Below are 19,947 nucleotides of genomic sequence, written 5' to 3' on the forward strand. Positions count from 1 at the left end.
GACTTACATGCGCTCCAGAGTGGTGATGCCGAGCAGGTTAAGGCCTTGTTGCAGGGTGCGTCCAGTCAGCGCAGCCAGACGCAGACGGCTGTCTCGTTGCGCGGGCTCGGCAGCGGCCAGGATCGGGCAGTTTTCATAGAAGCTGGAGAAGCGGCCGGCCAGTTCGTACAGATAGTGACACAGCGAGTGTGGTGTGCCTTCGCGCGCCACGTATTCCAGCAAGCCGCCGAATTGCGCGAGATGAGCTGCCAGATCAACTTCGGCGGCCTCCTGCAGTACCAGCGGTGCCAGATCGTCCAGCTGCGACATGTTGCGATCGATCTTGCGGAACACGCTGGCCACACGGGTGTAGGCGTACATCAGGTAGGGCGCGGTATTACCTTCAAAGCTGAGCATCTGTTCGAAGTTGAAGTTGTAATCGCTGCTGCGGTGCTTGGACAGGTCCGCATACTTGACCGCGCCGATACCGACCGCGCGGGCAATCTGCTGCAGCTCTCCGGTATCGAGCTCGGGGTTCTTCTGCGCTACCAGTTGGTAGGCGCGCTGCTCGGCTTCGTTCAACAGGTCGATCAGTTTGACCGTGCCGCCGTCGCGGGTCTTGAAGGGTTTGCCATCGGCGCCGTTCATGGTGCCGAAGCCCATATGTTCCAGTTGCATGTCCTGCGCTACGAAACCGGCCTTGCGTGCTACCGCGAACACCTGCTGGAAATGCAGGGCCTGGCGCTGATCGACAAAATACAGTACCCGGTCGGCCTGCAGTACCTGGTGACGATATCGCATGGCGGCCAGATCCGTGGTCGCATACAGATAACCGCCGCCGGCCTTTTGCACGATCACCGGCAGGGGTTTGTCTTCGCTGGTCTTGAACTCATCGAGGAACACGCAGCGGGCGCCGTCGCTTTCGGTCAGTAGACCGGCCTGCTGCAGGCTGTCGACCACATCGGCAAGCTGGTCATTGTAGGCGCTTTCACCACGCACATCGGCGGGCGTCAGACTGACGCCAAGGCGGTCATAGATTGCCTGGCAATGGCCCAAAGAAATGCTATTGAAACGATTCCATAGCGCCAGACACTGCGGATCACCGGCCTGCAGCTGGACCACCTGTTCACGGGCGCGGTTGGCGAATTCTTCGCTTTCATCGAAGCGCTTCTTGGCCTGGCGGTAGAAGTTTTCCAGATCGCCCAGCTCGGCTTCAGCGGCCACGCTGTTCTCTTCCAGATAGGCCAGCAGCATGCCGAACTGGGTGCCCCAGTCGCCAACGTGGTTCTGGCGTATGACCTGGTGTCCGAGAAACTCCAGTACCCGCGCCACGGCGTCGCCGATGATGGTCGAGCGCAGATGGCCGACGTGCATTTCCTTGGCCAGGTTGGGGGAGGAGTAATCCACGACCACGCGCTTGGCGGGAGCGGCCTGCGGAACATTCAGTTGTGGAGCATCCAGCGCCTTCTGCAGTTGTGCTGCCAGCCAGTCGCGCGCCTGGAAGAAGTTGATAAAGCCGGGCCCGGCGATGCTGACCTCTGCTACCGCGGCGTTTTGCGGTAGTGCGGCAACCAACTGCTCGGCCAGATCGCGTGGCTTCATGCGGGCGGGTTTGGCCAGCATCATCGCCAGGTTGCTGGCAAAGTCCCCGTGGCTCTTGTCCCGGGCGGTTTCCACCTGAATGCTGGGGGTGATATCGCTGGGCAGTACGCCTTGGTTCTGCAGGATGCTGACGGCTTCGGCAAGCAGCTGGCTGATCAGGTTTTTCATAAGTAGTGGAGTATCCGGCAACGGCCTGTGGAAAACCCGACATTATCCGACTTAACAGGCTGCTTGCCAAATCTCTCTGTCCGGCAATAGTCCTTAGAGTGCTTCCAGAGGCGCAGCATGACCGAGCGTAGTCGTTTTCAGGGCTCTCTAAAACATGTCCAATGGATCGACATCAATCGACCAGCGCACGCGGCGTGCCAGGGGATGTTGCTCCAGCGCTGACAACCAGCTGTGCAACAACTGATGCAGGGTTGAGCGCTGCCCCGCCAGCACCAGCAGTTGCGCGCGATGGCGGCCGGCGCGGCGCTCCATCGGCGACGGCACCGGACCAAGCAGCTCGACACCTGTGACGCCGAGACTGGCGGTAAGTTGTTCGGCCAGTTCACAGGCTTCGTCGAGAAACTGATGGGTCTGCGCCGACGAATTGGACTCGGCGCGCAGTAACGCCATGAAGCTGTAGGGCGGCAGCTGTGCCGTGGCGCGAGCGGCCAGCTCGCGTTCGGCAAAGCGGCTGTAATCATGTTCGGTCAGGTCCAGCAGCAGCTGGTGTTCGGCCATATGCGTCTGGATCAGTACCTGGCCGGGCTTCTCTGCGCGCCCGGCACGCCCGGCCACCTGAATGATCAATTGCGCCATGCGCTCGGGACCACGGAAGTCGGTGGAAAACAGGCCGCCGTCAGCGTCGAGAATGGCTACCAGAGTGACATCGGGGAAATGGTGCCCTTTGGCAAGCATCTGCGTGCCGACCAGCAGACAGGGTTCGCCACTCTGGATGCGGGCGAGCATGCTCTGCATGGCCTGTTTGCGGGTCATGGTATCGCGGTCGATGCGCAGTACCGGGAAGTCCGGAAAGCAATTGATCAGGTGTTCTTCGGTACGCTCGGTTCCAGCGCCAATGGGGCGCAGGTCCTGGCACTGGCATTTGGGGCAGCTGCGATCGACGCTGCGCTGGCTGCCGCAGTGGTGGCAGTGCAGTTGTGCGGGTGATTGATGCAGCGTCATTCGTGCATCGCAGCGCCGACATTCGGCCATCCAGCCGCAGTCATGGCACATCAGCGTCGGCGCAAAACCGCGACGGTTGATGAATACCAGCGCCTGGTTGCCCTGGCGCAGATGTTCGCCCATCAGCTGGATCAGCGGGCGCGACATGCCCCCCTCCAGTGGTCGGCTGCGAATATCCAGGCATTGGAAGGTCGGCGGACTGGCATTGCCGGCCCGCTGGGTCAGGCGCAGTCGCTGATAGCGTCCGGGCTGCACGTTATGCAATGTTTCGAAGGACGGCGTGGCGGAGCCCAGGACGATGCTCACCTGCTCCAGGTGAGCGCGATAGACCGCAAGATCCCGGGCGTTATAACGCAGGCCATCCTGCTGTTTATAGGACAGGTCATGCTCTTCATCGACAATGATCAGGCCCGGCCGCGCCAATGGGGTGAAAATGGCCGAGCGCGTACCTATGACGATACCAGCCTCACCCTCGCGGGCGGCAATCCAGGCGTCGAGGCGTTCGCGGTCGTTCAGTCCCGAATGCAGGATCGCCACCGGGACGTTGAAGCGGCGTCGGAAGCGTTCAAGGGTCTGCGGGGTCAGGCCGATTTCGGGAATCAACACCAGCGCCTGACGGCTCTGCTGCAGACAGTGCTCTATCGCTTGCAGATAGACCTCGGTCTTGCCGCTGCCGGTAACGCCTTCCAGCAACCAGACGTTGAATCCTTCGGCGGCGAGAATGGCGTCCAGTGCCGCCTGTTGCTCCTCATTGGCGGTCAGCGGTGTTTCCCTTAATAAAGGCTGTGGCTCGCTGATATGGTGCGGTGACTGACTGATCCGTTGCGCCAGGCCTTTGCGCTCGAGGGATTCGAGTGCGTCGCGGGTCAGCCCCAATTGATTGATGAGGGCGTGGGACAGACCGTGGGGGTGTCTGGCCAGCACCTGAACCGCTTCCTTCTGCTTCGGCGCGCGGCTGATAGCCGGGTGCTCTGGATAGGCACCCGGCAGCAACTGCCAGAGCAAGTCCTGTCGGGCCAGAGCTGGTTCGCCACGACGCAGCAACACGGGCAAGGCGCTACTCAGGGTGTCGCCAAGGCCATGTTGATAATAGCTGGAGGTCCAGATGCAGAGTTTCCAGAGGCTTTCGGGCAGCAAGGGGGAGTGATCAATCAGTTCGCTGGCGCGTTTGAGTTTGCTCGCCGGAACATTCGAATGTTCGCTGATGGCGGCAATCAGACCGACCATCTGGCGATTGCCAAAAGGTACCCTTACGCGCAGGCCCACTTGCAGAGCATCCATGCGCAGGCCTGCCGGAGCGCGATAGTCGAATAGACGGCGCAAGGGCGAAGGAAGGGCAACCTGAATAATCGGTCCTGACACTACGGCGTCCTGTGCTGACAAGCTGCTGATAGTAGCATTGCCCGAAGTGATATGCAGAGGCTCCCTCCAAGTATGCGAAGTGCTTGCGTGACAGTGGAATTCTGTTATTATCGCCGGCCTATTTTCCGGTCCGTTCGTTTATTCGATGCCGGGTAGCATTATCCAGTGCGGTGCCTGATCAGGTTGGTCCGGTGGCGGCACACAAAACCGAGGAATCACCCATGAAAGCTGATTTGCATCCTGCGTACGAAGAAATCGAAGCCACCTGTGGTTGCGGTAACGTCATCAAGACCCGCTCCACCCTGGGCAAGGGTATCTATCTGGACGTGTGCTCTGCATGCCACCCGTTCTACACCGGTAAACAGAAAGTTCTGGACACCGGCGGCCGTATCGAGCGCTTCAATCAGCGTTTCGGTGCTGTCAGCAGCAAGAAGTAAGATCCGGCAGGCCACCTTGATGGCATTGTCCGTTTCGCAAAAGGCGTCCCGATGGGGCGCCTTTTTTATTGTCTGGATGTTGGTGGGTCCGGTATTCGCCGGCAATTGCATTCAGCCTGGCGCGGGCGAACTGGTTATCAGTCGCTACGTCATCGATGGCGATACTCTGGAGTTGGTCGACGGCAGGCGGGTTCGCCTGATAGGAATAAACGCTCCGGAAATCGGACGCCGTGGCAGGGCTTCCGAGCCTTATGCGCAAAAGGCCAGAGCCGAGCTCGAGCGGCTGGTTGGTGAAGCTGGGTTGCGTTTGATGGTAGGTAAAGACCCAAAGGACCATTACGGTCGCACGCTGGGGCACCTGTTTGATGCGCGGGGCGCCAATATTGAAGCGCAATTGCTGCGGGTCGGCATGGGATTTGCGATCGGTATTGCACCCAATCTGACACTGTTTGACTGTCATCTGGAGCAGGAGGCTCTGGCTCGGAGCGAGCGTGTGGGTGTATGGGGCCAGGCGCCGGTGACGCGCGCGGCGGACTTGCAGGAGGGTGGCTTTCATCTGATACGCGGGCGGGTAGTCACGATAGAGCGCGCCGGCCGTTATGTCTGGGTTGAGCTGGACGGGCCATTGACGCTGCGCCTGCCGGCAGCTGAGAGTCAGCGCTTTGGGGAGCTCAGCAGCTGGAAGAGTCGGCAGTTGGAAGTGCGTGGCTGGATAGTGGACCGCCAAGCCCGGCGCCACAGTCATAAGCGCTTCATGCTGCCATTGCTCGAGCCGCGCATGGTAAGTTTTGAATGATTGCTGCAGATCGAAGAAGAAGCGCTCCCAGTTGCCGCCGGTGGTCCGCGCAATAGACCTCCTGAATGATCTTGTGAGGGGTGGGGCTTTTCTGTATTCTCAGTCGTCCGCAATATAATAAGCAACCTGACCGGAAACGTAATCATGTCTGATCTGAGAACTGATGCGCTCGAATATCACGCCAGCCCCCGTCCGGGCAAGCTGAGCGTCGAGCTGACTAAGCCTACTGCCACTGCGCGCGATCTGGCGCTGGCTTACAGTCCGGGTGTGGCAGAGCCTGTACGCGAAATCGCCAAGGATCTGGATAACGCCTACAAGTACACCGGCAAGGGCAACCTGGTTGCGGTGATCTCCGACGGTACCGCCATTCTTGGGCTCGGGAATCTGGGGCCGCTGGCTTCGAAGCCGGTAATGGAAGGCAAGGGTGTGCTGTTCAAGCGCTTTGCTGGCGTCGATGTGTTTGATATCGAAGTCGAAGCTGAAAGCCCGCAGGCTTTTATTGACACGGTCAAGCGTATTTCCTGCACTTTCGGCGGCATCAACCTCGAAGACATCAAGGCACCTGAGTGCTTTGAGATCGAGCGTGCCTTGATCGAGCAGTGCGATATTCCGGTTTTCCACGATGATCAGCACGGTACTGCCATCGTTACCGCTGCGGCCATGATCAACGCTCTGGAGTTGGCCGACAAGAAGCTGGAAGATGCGAAAATCGTTTGTCTGGGCGCCGGTGCTGCAGCGACCGCCTGCATGAAGCTGTTGGTCAGCTTGGGTGCGACCATTGAAAACATTTCCATGCTTGACCGCAAGGGTGTCATTCACTCCGGTCGTGATGACCTGAACGAACACAAGGCTATCTTTGCCTCGGAAACCGACAAGCGCACATTGTCTGACGCCATGAAGGGTGCTGATGTATTTGTCGGCCTGTCTGGCCCGGATCTGCTGCAGCCGGCCGAGCTGAAGTTGATGGCTGAAAACCCGATTGTCTTCGCCTGCTCCAACCCGGATCCCGAGATCAGTCCCGAGCTGGCTCACGCTTCCCGTCCGGACGTGATCATGGCGACTGGTCGTTCTGACTATCCTAACCAGGTTAACAACGTGCTTGGTTTTCCTTTCATCTTCCGTGGTGCTCTGGATGTGCGTGCCACTCGCATTAATGAAGAGATGAAGATGGCTGCGGTTCACGCCATCCGCGAGCTGGCTAAAGAGCCGGTGCCGGACTACGTGTTGGCGGCCTACGGTGGAGTGGGGCTGGAGTTTGGTCGTGAATACATCATTCCCAAGCCCATGGATGTGCGTTTGATCGAGAAGGTGCCGGCGGCAGTTGCTCAGGCAGCTATTGATAGTGGTGTTGCGCGCTTGCCTTACCCGGCGCACTACCCCTTGAAGTCGGTTGAAGACTGTTTCTGATTGGATGTAAAAAACCCTGCGCTTGTGCAGGGTTTTTGTTGGCCGCAATATTTATGTAATAAACCCCTTGACGGAAAAGCTGAGGGGTCTATAATTCGCCCCTCGCAAGCCGCGGTGCTTTGAAAAAAGCCCAGGCCAATCAATAAGTTAGCGATAACTTGGGGGTTGACAGGCAAGCGAAACGGCGTAGAATGCGCCGCTCACTGAAGAGGCCGGTTTGATCGCTTCTTCAGGGTGGGAAAGGAATTTCAGGAAGGCGTTGACAAGGGGGGTTACTCCTGTAGAATGCGCCTCCCTGGCCCGGAACAGCAGCAGCGTTCCAGGCCGATGTGCCAAGCGGTGCAGCGCTGAAAAGCCTCACAAAAAACGCTTGACAGATCAGAAGGTTAGCGTAGAATGCGCGGCCTTGGTTAAGCGGAAACGCAGACCGAATCGCTCTTTAACAAATTGGAATCAAGTAATTCGTGTGGGTGCTTGCTCAATGGAGAGATGATCGCAAGATTATCAGCCTAAGCAAGTTACTCTGTGAATTCATCGAGTTTATAGAATTTTTTGTACGGCTGAGCCAAGTTTAGGGTTTTCTCAAAACCCAATCAGTATTTTAACTGAAGAGTTTGATCATGGCTCAGATTGAACGCTGGCGGTAGGCCTAACACATGCAAGTCGAGCGGATGACGGGAGCTTGCTCCCTGATTTAGCGGCGGACGGGTGAGTAATGCCTGGGAATCTGCCTGGTAGTGGGGGATAACGTTCGGAAACGAACGCTAATACCGCATACGTCCTACGGGAGAAAGCAGGGGATCTTCGGACCTTGCGCTATCAGATGAGCCCAGGTCGGATTAGCTTGTTGGTGAGGTAATGGCTCACCAAGGCCGCGATCCGTAACTGGTCTGAGAGGATGATCAGTCACACTGGAACTGAGACACGGTCCAGACTCCTACGGGAGGCAGCAGTGGGGAATATTGGACAATGGGCGAAAGCCTGATCCAGCCATACCGCGTGTGTGAAGAAGGTCTTAGGATTGTAAAGCACTTTAAGTTGGGAGGAAGGGTTGTAGCTTAATACGCTGCAACTTTGACGTTACCGACAGAATAAGCACCGGCTAACTCTGTGCCAGCAGCCGCGGTAATACAGAGGGTGCAAGCGTTAATCGGAATTACTGGGCGTAAAGCGCGCGTAGGTGGTTCAGTAAGATGGGTGTGAAATCCCCGGGCTCAACCTGGGAACTGCTTTCATAACTGCTGAACTAGAGTACGGTAGAGGGTAGTGGAATTTCCTGTGTAGCGGTGAAATGCGTAGATATAGGAAGGAACACCAGTGGCGAAGGCGACTACCTGGACTGATACTGACACTGAGGTGCGAAAGCGTGGGGAGCAAACAGGATTAGATACCCTGGTAGTCCACGCCGTAAACGATGTCAACTAGCCGTTGGGAACCTTGAGTTCTTAGTGGCGCAGCTAACGCACTAAGTTGACCGCCTGGGGAGTACGGTCGCAAGATTAAAACTCAAATGAATTGACGGGGGCCCGCACAAGCGGTGGAGCATGTGGTTTAATTCGAAGCAACGCGAAGAACCTTACCTGGCCTTGACATGCTGAGAACTTTCCAGAGATGGATTGGTGCCTTCGGGAACTCAGACACAGGTGCTGCATGGCTGTCGTCAGCTCGTGTCGTGAGATGTTGGGTTAAGTCCCGTAACGAGCGCAACCCTTGTCCTTAGTTACCAGCACGTTATGGTGGGCACTCTAAGGAGACTGCCGGTGACAAACCGGAGGAAGGTGGGGATGACGTCAAGTCATCATGGCCCTTACGGCCAGGGCTACACACGTGCTACAATGGGGGATACAAAGGGTTGCCAAGCCGCGAGGTGGAGCTAATCCCATAAAGTCTCTCGTAGTCCGGATTGGAGTCTGCAACTCGACTCCATGAAGTCGGAATCGCTAGTAATCGTGGATCAGAATGCCACGGTGAATACGTTCCCGGGCCTTGTACACACCGCCCGTCACACCATGGGAGTGGGTTGCACCAGAAGTAGCTAGTCTAACCTTCGGGAGGACGGTTACCACGGTGTGATTCATGACTGGGGTGAAGTCGTAACAAGGTAGCCGTAGGGGAACCTGCGGCTGGATCACCTCCTTAATCGAAAGATCACCTCTGTTTTTCAAGCACTCACACGAATTACTTGATTCCGAAAGAAAGGCGATTGGGCCTGTACTCCAAGCAGCAACGGTGGCAGCCCGAGATAATTGGGTCTGTAGCTCAGTTGGTTAGAGCGCACCCCTGATAAGGGTGAGGTCGGCAGTTCGAATCTGCCCAGACCCACCAATTATCGAGGTGTCAGATTCGTCAGGTCTGAACGGGGCCATAGCTCAGCTGGGAGAGCGCCTGCCTTGCACGCAGGAGGTCAGCGGTTCGATCCCGCTTGGCTCCACCAGGTCAGCATGCAGGCTTGGAAGATTGACCAACATCGCCGGTACTCGATAAGAGTTCATACATGAATTATCCCGCAGGTTTATGATGGGATGATTGATGTCTGATCTTTGATCAGTCGCTCTTTAACAATGTGGAAAAGTGATAGAAGTAGACAAGACATAACGGGTGTTTCACTGCACACGTTATGGCTAAGGTAACTTGTGATCTCAAGTGCAAGTTCCGGATTGTCGTGAAATCATGTCAAGACGTATGGCAGCAAGCGATCAGCGCAAGCAGATTGTTTGGGGTTATATGGTCAAGTGAATAAGCGCATACGGTGGATGCCTTGGCAGTCAGAGGCGATGAAAGACGTGGTAGCCTGCGAAAAGCTTCGGGGAGGTGGCAAACGACCTTTGATCCGGAGATATCTGAATGGGGAAACCCACCCAGCATAAGCTGGGTATCACACACTGAATACATAGGTGTGTGAGGCGAACCCGGGGAACTGAAACATCTAAGTACCCGGAGGAAAAGAAATCAACCGAGATTCCCCAAGTAGTGGCGAGCGAACGGGGAGCAGCCCTTAAGCGGTATTGAGTCTAGTGGAACGCTGTGGGAAAGGCGGCCATAGTGGGTGATAGCCCCGTACACGAAAGACTCTTTGCCGTGAAATCGAGTAGGTCGGCGCACGTGAAACGTTGACTGAACATGGGGGGACCATCCTCCAAGGCTAAATACTCCTGACTGACCGATAGTGAACCAGTACCGTGAGGGAAAGGCGAAAAGAACCCCTGTGAGGGGAGTGAAATAGATCCTGAAACCGTATGCGTACAAGCAGTGGGAGCCGACTTGTTCGGTGACTGCGTACCTTTTGTATAATGGGTCAGCGACTTATATTCAGTAGCGAGCTTAACCGTCTAGGGGAGGCGTAGGGAAACCGAGTCTTAATAGGGCGTTTAGTTGCTGGGTATAGACCCGAAACCGGGCGATCTATCCATGGGCAGGTTGAAGGTGCCGTAACAGGCACTGGAGGACCGAACCGACTACCGTTGAAAAGTTAGCGGATGACTTGTGGATAGGAGTGAAAGGCTAATCAAGCTCGGAGATAGCTGGTTCTCCTCGAAAGCTATTTAGGTAGCGCCTCGTGTATCACCACTGGGGGTAGAGCACTGTTTGGGCTAGGGGGTCATCCCGACTTACCAACCCCATGCAAACTCCGAATACCAGTGAGTGCAGAGCACGGGAGACACACGGCGGGTGCTAACGTCCGTCGTGAAAAGGGAAACAACCCAGACCGTCAGCTAAGGTCCCAAAGTTATGGTTAAGTGGGAAACGATGTGGGAAGGCTTAGACAGCTAGGAGGTTGGCTTAGAAGCAGCCATCCTTTAAAGAAAGCGTAATAGCTCACTAGTCGAGTCGGCCTGCGCGGAAGATGTAACGGGGCTCAAACCATACACCGAAGCTACGGGTGCATCTTAGGATGTGCGGTAGAGGAGCGTTCTGTAAGCCTGTGAAGGTCAATTGAGAAGTTGGCTGGAGGTATCAGAAGTGCGAATGCTGACATGAGTAACGACAATGGGAGTGAAAAACTCCCACGCCGGAAGACCAAGGGTTCCTGCGCAACGTTAATCGACGCAGGGTGAGTCGACCCCTAAGGCGAGACCGAAAGGTGTAGTCGATGGGAAACGGGTTAATATTCCCGTACTTCTGGTTACTGCGATGGGGGGACGGAGAAGGCTAGGCCAGCACGGCGTTGGTTGTCCGTGTTTAAGGTGGTAGGCTGAGATCTCAGGTAAATCCGGGATCTCAAGGCCGAGAACTGATGACGATCCTTCTTTTTAGAAGGAGAAGTGGTTGATGCCATGCTTCCAGGAAAAGCCTCTAAGCTTCAGGTAACCAGAAATCGTACCCCAAACCGACACAGGTGGTCAGGTAGAGAATACCAAGGCGCTTGAGAGAACTCGGGTGAAGGAACTAGGCAAAATGGCACCGTAACTTCGGGAGAAGGTGCGCCGGCTAGGGTGAAGGACTTGCTCCGTAAGCTCTGGCTGGTCGAAGATACCAGGCCGCTGCAACTGTTTATTAAAAACATAGCACTCTGCAAACACGAAAGTGGACGTATAGGGTGTGACGCCTGCCCGGTGCCGGAAGGTTAATTGATGGGGTTAGCTTCGGCGAAGCTCTTGATCGAAGCCCCGGTAAACGGCGGCCGTAACTATAACGGTCCTAAGGTAGCGAAATTCCTTGTCGGGTAAGTTCCGACCTGCACGAATGGCGTAATGATGGCGGCGCTGTCTCCACCCGAGACTCAGTGAAATTGAAATCGCTGTGAAGATGCAGTGTATCCGCGGCTAGACGGAAAGACCCCGTGAACCTTTACTATAGCTTTGCACTGGACTTTGAATTTGCTTGTGTAGGATAGGTGGGAGGCTGTGAAACGTGGACGCCAGTTCGCGTGGAGCCAACCTTGAAATACCACCCTGGCAACTTTGAGGTTCTAACTCTGGTCCGTTATCCGGATCGAGGACAGTGTATGGTGGGTAGTTTGACTGGGGCGGTCTCCTCCTAAAGAGTAACGGAGGAGTACGAAGGTGCGCTCAGCACGGTCGGAAATCGTGCGTAGAGTATAAAGGCAAAAGCGCGCTTGACTGCGAGACCAACACGTCGAGCAGGTACGAAAGTAGGTCTTAGTGATCCGGTGGTTCTGTATGGAAGGGCCATCGCTCAACGGATAAAAGGTACTCCGGGGATAACAGGCTGATACCGCCCAAGAGTTCATATCGACGGCGGTGTTTGGCACCTCGATGTCGGCTCATCACATCCTGGGGCTGAAGCCGGTCCCAAGGGTATGGCTGTTCGCCATTTAAAGTGGTACGCGAGCTGGGTTTAGAACGTCGTGAGACAGTTCGGTCCCTATCTGCCGTGGACGTTTGAGATTTGAGAGGGGCTGCTCCTAGTACGAGAGGACCGGAGTGGACGAACCTCTGGTGTTCCGGTTGTCACGCCAGTGGCATTGCCGGGTAGCTACGTTCGGAAAAGATAACCGCTGAAAGCATCTAAGCGGGAAACTTGCCTCAAGATGAGATCTCACCGGGGACTTGATCCCCCTGAAGGGCCGTCGAAGACTACGACGTTGATAGGCTGGGTGTGTAAGCGCTGTGAGGCGTTGAGCTAACCAGTACTAATTGCCCGTGTGGCTTGACCATATAACACCCAAACAATTTGGGCCTATGGCTTGACGCATTGAACGACAGTCTGGAACTGCAGGAGATTGCAAGTCCTTAACCTTGTCTGATAAACAACTATCACTTTTCCCACCCTTTACGCCGTGTGGACTGACAAACGCACAGCAACGAATTGCTTGACGACCATAGAGCATTGGAACCACCTGATCCCATTCCGAACTCAGCAGTGAAACGATGCATCGCCGATGGTAGTGTGGGGTTTCCCCATGTGAGAGTAGGTCATCGTCAAGCGCTTAATAGAAGAACCCCGCCATATGGCGGGGTTTTTTTATGTCTGACGATCAGCTCATGACCGCTCGCCGGCCTCTTCCGTTGTTACATTTCCATTCATAAAGCCTCTCCAGAGCGTTATCATGCGCAGTTCATTTCCAACGATCGACACGCCATGCTAGCTGCGTTATTAAAGATGATGTCCGATGGGCAGTTTCATTCTGGTGAAAGCCTGGGCAAGACGCTGGGTGTCAGTCGGGCGGCGGTCTGGAAGTCATTGAGACGTCTGGAAGAGGACGGTTACCCGATCCAGCGTGTACGGGGCAAGGGTTATCGCGTTCCCCGGGGTGCTACCCTGCTGAACCTGGATGAGATAATTTCTGCCTTCCCCGGCGAGCCTGGAGCGGACATCCAATGGCAGTTGCTGGGTACGGTTGACTCGACCAATGCTCAACTGATGAGCCGACTGTCCATGGACAACCCGCGTCCTCTGGCTTGTATTGCGGAGCAGCAATCGGCGGGAAAGGGGCGGCGCGGCCGGGATTGGGTGAGTCCTTATGGTCAGAATATCTACCTCTCGTTGGCACTGCCCTTCAGCGGCGGAGCGCAGCGGCTTGAAGGGCTGAGTTTGCTGGTCGGGCTGGTGTTGGTGGAGACTCTCGAGGCCGGCGGTTTCAGTGGCTGCGCCTTGAAATGGCCAAATGATGTTCTGCTTGATGGACGCAAGCTTGCCGGTATTCTGATTGAGATTGCCGGTGACCTGACTTCTGACTGCGTGGCGGTCATCGGGGTGGGGGTAAACGTCCTGATGAATGATGCCGATGCCGCCATTGATCAGGCTTGGACTTCGCTGCTGCTTTCCCGTCAAGGCGGAACCCTGAATCGCAATCTTCTCATCGCCGAGTTTATTCGACGTCTGCTGTCGGCTGTGGAGGCCTTTCGCGCAGAAGGCTTTGCGCCTTATGTGAATGCGTGGGAGCGACGCGATGCTTGGCGGGGTTTGCCGGTATGTGTGCGATCCGGGACGACTTCCATCGAAGGTGTAGAGCTCGGCGTAGATGCTCGGGGGGCTCTAAGGTTGGGAACGGTCGATGGCGAGGTGCTGCTCAATGGCGGCGAGGTGAGCCTGAGGCTAAAGCATGATTCTTGAACTGGATTGCGGGAACACGCTGATCAAATGGCGTTTGCTGGATCGTGAGGGGCGTGTCAGGGACGGTGATATGGCGCCAGACCTGGTCGAGCTGCAGCGTTTGCTCGGCGGCCAGGAGCGCGAGATTCATGGCTGCCGCCTGGTCAGCGTGCGTTCCGAAGAAGAAACGCAGGTGATTCTGGATCAGCTGACCAGCTGGCTCAAACGTCATCCGATGCTGGCTCGGCCCGGAACAGCGTTGGCGGGGGTGTACAATGGCTACGCCGATGCGACACGGTTGGGCATGGATCGCTGGCTGGCCCTGGTGGCGGGCTATCACCTGTGTGGGCGTGCCTGTGTGGTGATCGACCTGGGTACGGCGGTGACCACCGACTTTGTGGATGCAGAAGGTCGTCACCTTGGTGGTTATATTGCCCCGGGTAGCAAGTTGCTGCGTGGCAGTCTGTTGAGTCATACCCGGTTGATCCGCTACGACGACAGCGTACATGGCGATCTGCGTGTTCCGCAGCCCGGAACCAGTACCGCGGAGGCAGTAGAGTTTGGCTGTGAGCTCATGTTGTCGGGCTTCGTGCGTGAGCAATTGCGTATTGCGCAACAGCTGTTGGGCGACAACCCTGCGATCATTCTCACCGGGGGCGATGCGGCAGGCATGAAGGACGTATTGCCGGCGGGAAGCCAGGTGATCGGCGATCTGGTTTTTCGCGGCCTGGCTCTGGCCTGCCCCATGGATTACGGGCCGTGAGGTATCTGTTCCTGTCGCTGGTATTGCTGAATATCCTGTACGCCCTGTGGCAGTTGCAGGGCAGTCCGGGCGGTAGTCCGCCGACGATGCAGACGGCTCCCCCGGTCTCTGCGAACCCGGTCGTGCAGTCACCTCAGCCAAGCACACCCGTGCCGCCGCCCGATGAGGTGGGCCTGTGTGTGACTCTTGGCAAATTCAGCGTGAGGGCAACGGCAGATCAGTTGCGGCAGCGATTGCTTGCGCTGGATATTCATTCCGAGCTGCAGATCCGCGAAGTCATCTCTGGTACGGATTACTGGTTGGTCATGCGGGTAGTAGGTGGCGAGCGTCATGCGCTCATCCAGTTGTCGGCCCTCCAGGAGCAAGGGATAGACAGTTTTCTCATCACGCGGGGTGAGATGGGCGGCAATCTCTCGTTGGGTGTGTTTTCCCGTGAGGATTATGCGCAAGTCAGGCAGGAGCAGCTGCAACAGTTGGGGCATGACGTGCGGATACACCCGCTGAGCAAGAAGGATCAGCAGTTCGTGATAGAGGTCGGTAGCAAAGCCAGGCGCTTGGTGGATCAGGCGATGCTTACGCGCCTGCGAGTCGACTTTCCGGGTCTACAGCACCAGTACGAGCCGTGCAGGGGTGTTGCCAACGCTGGGCGCATACCCTAGAATGGCCGCCGCTCCAGCAAGCCTTCGGATAGCCGGCAGTCTGCTGTGATGCAAGTAGCTCTGAAAACTGTTCAAGTTGCGGTTTTTTCTAAGAAAAGTGTTGACAGGGCGGCGCCAACTGATGAAAATGGCGCCTCTTTTACGGAGGGGTTCCCGAGCGGTCAAAGGGATCAGACTGTAAATCTGACGGCTTAGCCTTCGAAGGTTCGAATCCTTCTCCCTCCACCAGATTTAGTATTGCCGGGCAAGTTGCTCCTGGCGGGTATAGTTCAACGGTAGAACCTCAGCCTTCCAAGCTGATGGTGCGGGTTCGATTCCCGCTACCCGCTCCAGTCCGGTGATGCAATGGTATAAGCTCATGTAGCTCAGTTGGTAGAGCACACCCTTGGTAAGGGTGAGGTCAGCGGTTCAAATCCGCTCATGAGCTCCAGTATCAAGGCAGATATGCAAATATCTGCCTTTTATTTAATGGTCGCGTGACTCGCGCATTGCACTCAGCATAGGGGATCTCTCGATGGCTAAAGAGAAGTTCGAACGCAGCAAACCGCACCTGAACGTGGGCACCATCGGTCACGTTGACCATGGCAAAACCACTCTGACCGCTGCTCTGACCCGTGTATGCGCCGAAGTATTCGGTAGCGGCGGTTCTTCCAAGGGCTATGATCAGATCGACAACGCGCCGGAAGAGAAGGCTCGTGGTATCACCATCAACACGTCGCACGTTGAGTATGATTCCCCGACTCGTCACTACGCGCACGTTGACTGCCCGGGTCACGCTGACTACGTCAAGAACATGATCACCGGTGCTGCCCAGATGGACGGCGCTATTCTGGTCTGTTCCGCTGCTGACGGCCCCATGCCGCAGACTCGCGAGCACATCCTGTTGTCCCGTCAGGTTGGCGTTCCTTACATCGTCGTGTTCCTGAACAAGGCCGACATGGTTGATGATGAGGAGCTGCTGGAGCTGGTTGAGATGGAAGTGCGCGATCTGCTGAGCACTTACGACTTCCCCGGTGACGACACTCCGATCATCATCGGTTCCGCGCTGATGGCGCTGAACGGTCAGGACGACAACGGCATGGGCACTACCGCCGTCAAAACTCTGGTCGAGACTCTGGATGCCTACATCCCTGAGCCTGAGCGTGCCATCGACAAGCCGTTCCTGATGCCGATCGAAGACGTATTCTCCATTTCCGGTCGCGGTACTGTTGTGACTGGTCGTGTAGAGCGCGGCATCGTGCGTATCCAGGAAGAAGTGGAAATCGTTGGTATCAAAGATACCGTCAAGACCACTTGTACTGGTGTTGAAATGTTCCGCAAGCTGCTCGACGAAGGTCGTGCTGGTGAGAACGTCGGCGTCCTGCTGCGTGGCACCAAGCGTGAAGACGTAGAGCGTGGTCAGGTTCTGGCCAAGCCGGGCACCATCAAGCCGCACACTCAGTTCGAAGCTGAAGTGTACGTGCTGGGCAAGGATGAAGGCGGCCGTCACACTCCGTTCTTCAAGGGCTATCGTCCGCAGTTCTACTTCCGGACCACAGACGTGACTGGTTCCTGCGAACTGCCTGAAGGCGTGGAAATGGTCATGCCTGGCGATAACGTCAAACTGGACGTTACGCTGATCGCTCCGATCGCCATGGAAGACGGCCTGCGCTTCGCGATTCGCGAAGGTGGTCGTACCGTTGGCGCCGGCGTGGTTGCCAAGATCATTGCTTAATTAGTAATTGATCTTGAACTGTTGAGCCGGTATCATTGCCGGCTCAACTGCGATTACAGGCCAGTAGCTCAATTGGCAGAGCGGCGGTCTCCAAAACCGCAGGTTGGGGGTTCGATTCCCTCCTGGCCTGCCAGATTATCTGGCAAAGACAAAACAGGATTTTACGATTGATGAGCACCAAGGCAGCGACTAACGACGGCCGCTTAGATGTCCTCAAGTGGATCGCCGTAGCTATACTCGTTTTTGTCGGCGTATACGGTAATCATTATTTCGCAGCTGAATCTGTTTTGTATCGTGCCGTGGCGCTGGTTGCGCTCGGCTTGGTTACGGGCTTTGTGGCCCTGCAAACCGAAAAAGGCAAGGCCTTCTGGGCGCTGCTCAAAGAAGCGCGCATCGAGATCCGCAAGGTCGTTTGGCCAACTCGTACGGAAACCACTCAGACAACGCTCATTGTTGTTGCAGTTGTCCTGGTCATGGCCCTGATCCTCTGGGGACTCGATACCCTTCTGGGTTGGATTATTTCTAAGTTCATCGGCTAAAGGGTGCTCCGTGTCTAAGCGTTGGTACGTCATTCATGCATACTCCGGATTCGAAAAGCATGTAATGCGCTCGCTCCAGGAGCGCGTCAAGCTGGCCGGAATGGAAGAGCAATTCGGCGACATTCTTGTCCCCACCGAAGAGGTGGTGGAGATGCGCAACGGACAGAAGCGCAAGAGTGAGCGAAAATTCTTTCCTGGCTATGTTCTGGTTCAGATGGAAATGAACGAAGGGACCTGGCATCTGGTCAAGGATACCTCTCGCGTACTGGGCTTTATCGGCGGTACTGCTGATAAGCCTGCACCGATTACTGATCGCGAGGCTGAAGCTATTCTGCGTCGCGTGGCTGACGGTAGCGACAAGCCCAAGCCGAAGACACTGTTCGAACCGGGTGAAGTGGTCAGGGTTACTGACGGTCCATTCGCCGATTTCAATGGTGTTGTTGAAGAAGTTAATTATGAGAAAAGCCGTGTTCAGGTGGCTGTTCTCATTTTTGGTCGCCCCACGCCAGTGGAGCTCGAATTCAGTCAGGTCGAAAAAGGCTGAGTTCAATCGCCCACCTGAACCCTGCAATGCCGAATGGCAGTGCGGGGTTTTGTTGTCAGTGGGCATTATATTAAGACGGGGAGCCGCAAGGCGCTATTACCCATTGGAGAACGAGAATGGCAAAGAAGATTCAGGCTTATATCAAGCTGCAAGTCAAGGCCGGTCAGGCTAACCCGAGTCCGCCGGTAGGTCCGGCCCTGGGTCAGCACGGTGTGAACATCATGGAGTTCTGCAAGGCATTCAACGCCAAGACTCAGGGCGTTGAGCCGGGTCTGCCGACTCCTGTGATCATTACTGTTTACAGCGATCGCAGCTTCACTTTTGAAACCAAGAGTACGCCTGCAGCTGTGCTGTTGATGAAAGCAGCTGGCGTCAAGGGCGGCTCGGCTCGCCCGAACAGCCAGAAAGTGGGCACGGTTACTCGCGCTCAGATCGAAGAGATCGCCAACATCAAGCAGGCCGATCTGACTGCTGCTGATCTGGAAGCATCTGTACGCACCATCGCGGGCTCCGCCCGTAGCATGGGTCTGACCGTGGAGGGTGTGTAAATGTCCAAGTTGACCAAGCGTCAAAAAGCCATCAACGAGAAAGTTGATAGCAATAAGGTTTACAGCTTTGAAGAAGCTGCAGCCCTGCTGGCCGAGGTTTCCAGCGTCAAGTTCGTCGAATCTGTCGACGTTGCCGTTAATCTGGGCGTTGACCCACGCAAATCTGACCAGGTCGTTCGTGGCGCAACTCTGCTGCCCCACGGCACCGGCAAGACCGTTCGCGTTGCGGTGTTCACCCAGGGCGCCAATGCTGAAGCCGCTCTGGCTGCGGGCGCTGACAAGGTAGGCATGGATGATCTGGCCGCTGAAATGAAGGCCGGTGACCTGAACTACGATGTCGTCATCGCCTCCCCAGACGCGATGCGCGTTGTTGGTCAGCTGGGTCAGCTGTTGGGCCCGCGTGGCCTGATGCCGAACCCCAAAGTTGGCACGGTTGCCGCTGATGTTGGCACCGCAGTGAAAAATGCCAAGGCCGGTCAGGTTCGCTACCGCACCGACAAGAACGGCATCATTCATTGCTCCGTAGGCAAGGTCGGTTTCGAGCCGCTCAAGCTGAAAGAGAACGTTGAGGCGCTTCTGGCGGACCTGAGAAAGGCCAAGCCGTCCACCTCCAAGGGTATCTACCTGCAGCGCGTTTCCCTGAGCACCACCATGGGCCCGGGCATCCAGGTTGATCACTCTGCGCTGAACTGAGTATTGATTTAACGACGCGCCTTTGCCGGCGCGTCCATTATTGGGGTCCCTGCCGGTTGGGGGCTATCCAAGACCGTAGGTGGCGAAAGCCTCAAATCGGGGAGCGGTCCTCAGGCCTACGCAGATGGTGCTCACGATTCAGTGCAGGCTGGATCAGACACCAAAACATATCGCCCCAGGGCGATCAATGGTAAATCCAGGAGTAGAACCCGTGGCAATTAAGCTCGAAGACAAAAAGGCCATCGTCGCTGAAGTCAACGAAGCTGCCAAAGGTGCGCTGTCTGCCGTTGTGGCTGATGCCCGCGGTGTAGGCGTAGCTGCCATGACTGGTCTGCGCAAAGACGCTCGCGAAGCTGGTGTGTACGTACGTGTTGTGCGTAATACTCTGCTGCGTCGTGCTGTTGAAGGTACCGAGTATGAGTGCCTGAACGACGTCTTTGTTGGTCCAACCCTTATCGCGTTTTCCAGCGAACACCCGGGCGCCGCCGCTCGTTTGTTCAAGGAATTCGCCAAGGGCCAGGACGCGTTCCAGATCAAGGCAGCCGCGTTTGAAGGCAATTACCTTGCAGCTGATCAGATCGACAAACTGGCCACACTGCCGACTTACGACGAGGCGATCAGCCAGCTGATGAGCGTGATTCAAGGCGCTACCAGCAAGTTCGTTCGTACTTTGGCTGCTGTCCGCGATCAGAAGGAAGCCGAGGCGGCCTGATTGGACCGCTAGCGCTTCATTCGTTT

Annotated in this window: 14 protein-coding genes, 6 tRNA genes and 3 rRNA genes; 21 read left to right on the forward strand and 2 right to left on the reverse strand. The window is 56.3% G+C overall.

Annotated elements, in window-relative coordinates:
* Positions 1-3: 3 nt before the first annotated feature.
* Positions 4-1,749 (reverse strand): arginine--tRNA ligase, encoded by a 1,746-nt coding sequence (argS, locus tag BLU11_RS18125; protein WP_090275780.1) that lies wholly within the window; start codon positions 1,747-1,749, stop codon positions 4-6.
* 147 nt (positions 1,750-1,896) lie between these two features.
* Positions 1,897-4,113 carry a primosomal protein N' gene (locus tag BLU11_RS18130; RefSeq protein ID WP_090275782.1) on the reverse strand — a complete coding sequence of 739 codons (2,217 nt, stop codon included), beginning with the start codon at positions 4,111-4,113 and terminating at the stop codon, positions 1,897-1,899.
* Between the two features lie 221 nt (positions 4,114-4,334).
* Here BLU11_RS18130 and rpmE point away from each other — a divergent pair, with 221 nt between their 5' ends.
* The 21 genes from rpmE (at position 4,335) to rplJ (ending at position 19,921) form a co-directional block, all read left to right on the forward strand.
* Positions 4,335-4,550 carry a 50S ribosomal protein L31 gene (gene rpmE / locus BLU11_RS18135; RefSeq protein WP_090275785.1) on the forward strand — a complete coding sequence of 72 codons (216 nt, stop codon included), beginning with the start codon at positions 4,335-4,337 and terminating at the stop codon, positions 4,548-4,550.
* 19 nt (positions 4,551-4,569) lie between these two features.
* Entirely contained in the window at positions 4,570-5,346 is a 777-nt protein-coding gene (locus tag BLU11_RS18140) for a thermonuclease family protein (protein ID WP_090275787.1), read from the forward strand.
* A gap of 144 nt (positions 5,347-5,490) precedes the next feature.
* Positions 5,491-6,753, forward strand: a complete 1,263-nt coding sequence (locus BLU11_RS18145) for a malic enzyme-like NAD(P)-binding protein (protein WP_090275790.1) — start codon at positions 5,491-5,493, stop codon at positions 6,751-6,753.
* Between the two features lie 602 nt (positions 6,754-7,355).
* Positions 7,356-8,892: ribosomal RNA gene (locus tag BLU11_RS18150) — 16S ribosomal RNA — on the forward strand.
* 109 nt (positions 8,893-9,001) lie between these two features.
* Positions 9,002-9,078: transfer RNA gene (locus BLU11_RS18155), tRNA-Ile, on the forward strand.
* 33 nt (positions 9,079-9,111) lie between these two features.
* Positions 9,112-9,187 (forward strand) — tRNA-Ala (locus BLU11_RS18160).
* 292 nt (positions 9,188-9,479) lie between these two features.
* Positions 9,480-12,371, forward strand: a 23S ribosomal RNA gene (locus tag BLU11_RS18165).
* Between the two features lie 154 nt (positions 12,372-12,525).
* Positions 12,526-12,641 (forward strand): 5S ribosomal RNA (rrf, locus tag BLU11_RS18170).
* Together the 16S, 23S and 5S rRNA genes with 2 tRNA genes alongside form the textbook arrangement of a ribosomal RNA operon.
* A 154-nt stretch (positions 12,642-12,795) precedes the next feature.
* Positions 12,796-13,770: a biotin--[acetyl-CoA-carboxylase] ligase gene (locus tag BLU11_RS18175; RefSeq protein ID WP_090275793.1), complete on the forward strand. Its 975-nt coding sequence runs from the start codon at positions 12,796-12,798 to the stop codon at positions 13,768-13,770.
* Entirely contained in the window at positions 13,760-14,512 is a 753-nt protein-coding gene (locus BLU11_RS18180; RefSeq protein WP_090275794.1) for a type III pantothenate kinase, read from the forward strand. Before BLU11_RS18175 ends, BLU11_RS18180 begins: the two co-directional genes overlap by 11 nt.
* Positions 14,509-15,171 carry an SPOR domain-containing protein gene (locus tag BLU11_RS18185; RefSeq protein ID WP_090275796.1) on the forward strand — a complete coding sequence of 221 codons (663 nt, stop codon included), beginning with the start codon at positions 14,509-14,511 and terminating at the stop codon, positions 15,169-15,171. The genes BLU11_RS18180 and BLU11_RS18185 overlap by 4 nt, the downstream gene beginning before the upstream one ends.
* 143 nt (positions 15,172-15,314) lie before the next feature.
* Positions 15,315-15,399, forward strand: a tRNA-Tyr gene (locus tag BLU11_RS18190).
* 30 nt (positions 15,400-15,429) lie between these two features.
* Positions 15,430-15,503, forward strand: a tRNA-Gly gene (locus BLU11_RS18195).
* 22 nt (positions 15,504-15,525) lie between these two features.
* Positions 15,526-15,601 (forward strand) — tRNA-Thr (locus BLU11_RS18200).
* Positions 15,602-15,685: 84 nt separating this feature from the next.
* Positions 15,686-16,885: an elongation factor Tu gene (gene tuf, locus BLU11_RS18205; protein ID WP_090275798.1), complete on the forward strand. Its 1,200-nt coding sequence runs from the start codon at positions 15,686-15,688 to the stop codon at positions 16,883-16,885.
* Positions 16,886-16,942: 57 nt separating this feature from the next.
* Positions 16,943-17,018: transfer RNA gene (locus BLU11_RS18210), tRNA-Trp, on the forward strand.
* Positions 17,019-17,055: 37 nt separating this feature from the next.
* Positions 17,056-17,424: a preprotein translocase subunit SecE gene (secE, locus tag BLU11_RS18215; protein ID WP_090275799.1), complete on the forward strand. Its 369-nt coding sequence runs from the start codon at positions 17,056-17,058 to the stop codon at positions 17,422-17,424.
* Positions 17,425-17,434: 10 nt separating this feature from the next.
* Positions 17,435-17,968, forward strand: a complete 534-nt coding sequence (nusG, locus tag BLU11_RS18220; RefSeq protein WP_090275801.1) for a transcription termination/antitermination protein NusG — start codon at positions 17,435-17,437, stop codon at positions 17,966-17,968.
* A gap of 116 nt (positions 17,969-18,084) precedes the next feature.
* Positions 18,085-18,516 (forward strand): 50S ribosomal protein L11, encoded by a 432-nt coding sequence (gene rplK, locus BLU11_RS18225; RefSeq protein ID WP_090275803.1) that lies wholly within the window; start codon positions 18,085-18,087, stop codon positions 18,514-18,516.
* Positions 18,517-19,209: a 50S ribosomal protein L1 gene (gene rplA / locus BLU11_RS18230; RefSeq protein ID WP_090275805.1), complete on the forward strand. Its 693-nt coding sequence runs from the start codon at positions 18,517-18,519 to the stop codon at positions 19,207-19,209.
* Positions 19,210-19,420: 211 nt separating this feature from the next.
* Positions 19,421-19,921: a 50S ribosomal protein L10 gene (gene rplJ / locus BLU11_RS18235; protein ID WP_090275807.1), complete on the forward strand. Its 501-nt coding sequence runs from the start codon at positions 19,421-19,423 to the stop codon at positions 19,919-19,921.
* The last annotated feature ends 26 nt before the right edge of the window (positions 19,922-19,947 follow it).

Source organism: Halopseudomonas litoralis, assembly GCF_900105005.1.
Taxonomy (GTDB): domain Bacteria; phylum Pseudomonadota; class Gammaproteobacteria; order Pseudomonadales; family Pseudomonadaceae; genus Halopseudomonas; species Halopseudomonas litoralis.

Coding starts and splice junctions, on each gene's coding strand:
- rpmE (WP_090275785.1), top strand. CDS start 4,335: ATGAAAGCTGATTTGCATCCTGCGTACGAAGAAATCGAAGCCACCTGT.
- rplA (WP_090275805.1), top strand. CDS start 18,517: ATGTCCAAGTTGACCAAGCGTCAAAAAGCCATCAACGAGAAAGTTGAT.
- BLU11_RS18145 (WP_090275790.1), top strand. CDS start 5,491: ATGTCTGATCTGAGAACTGATGCGCTCGAATATCACGCCAGCCCCCGT.
- BLU11_RS18180 (WP_090275794.1), top strand. CDS start 13,760: ATGATTCTTGAACTGGATTGCGGGAACACGCTGATCAAATGGCGTTTG.
- BLU11_RS18140 (WP_090275787.1), top strand. CDS start 4,570: ATGGCATTGTCCGTTTCGCAAAAGGCGTCCCGATGGGGCGCCTTTTTT.
- secE (WP_090275799.1), top strand. CDS start 17,056: ATGAGCACCAAGGCAGCGACTAACGACGGCCGCTTAGATGTCCTCAAG.
- rplK (WP_090275803.1), top strand. CDS start 18,085: ATGGCAAAGAAGATTCAGGCTTATATCAAGCTGCAAGTCAAGGCCGGT.
- argS (WP_090275780.1), bottom strand. CDS start 1,749: ATGAAAAACCTGATCAGCCAGCTGCTTGCCGAAGCCGTCAGCATCCTG.
- BLU11_RS18175 (WP_090275793.1), top strand. CDS start 12,796: ATGCTAGCTGCGTTATTAAAGATGATGTCCGATGGGCAGTTTCATTCT.
- tuf (WP_090275798.1), top strand. CDS start 15,686: ATGGCTAAAGAGAAGTTCGAACGCAGCAAACCGCACCTGAACGTGGGC.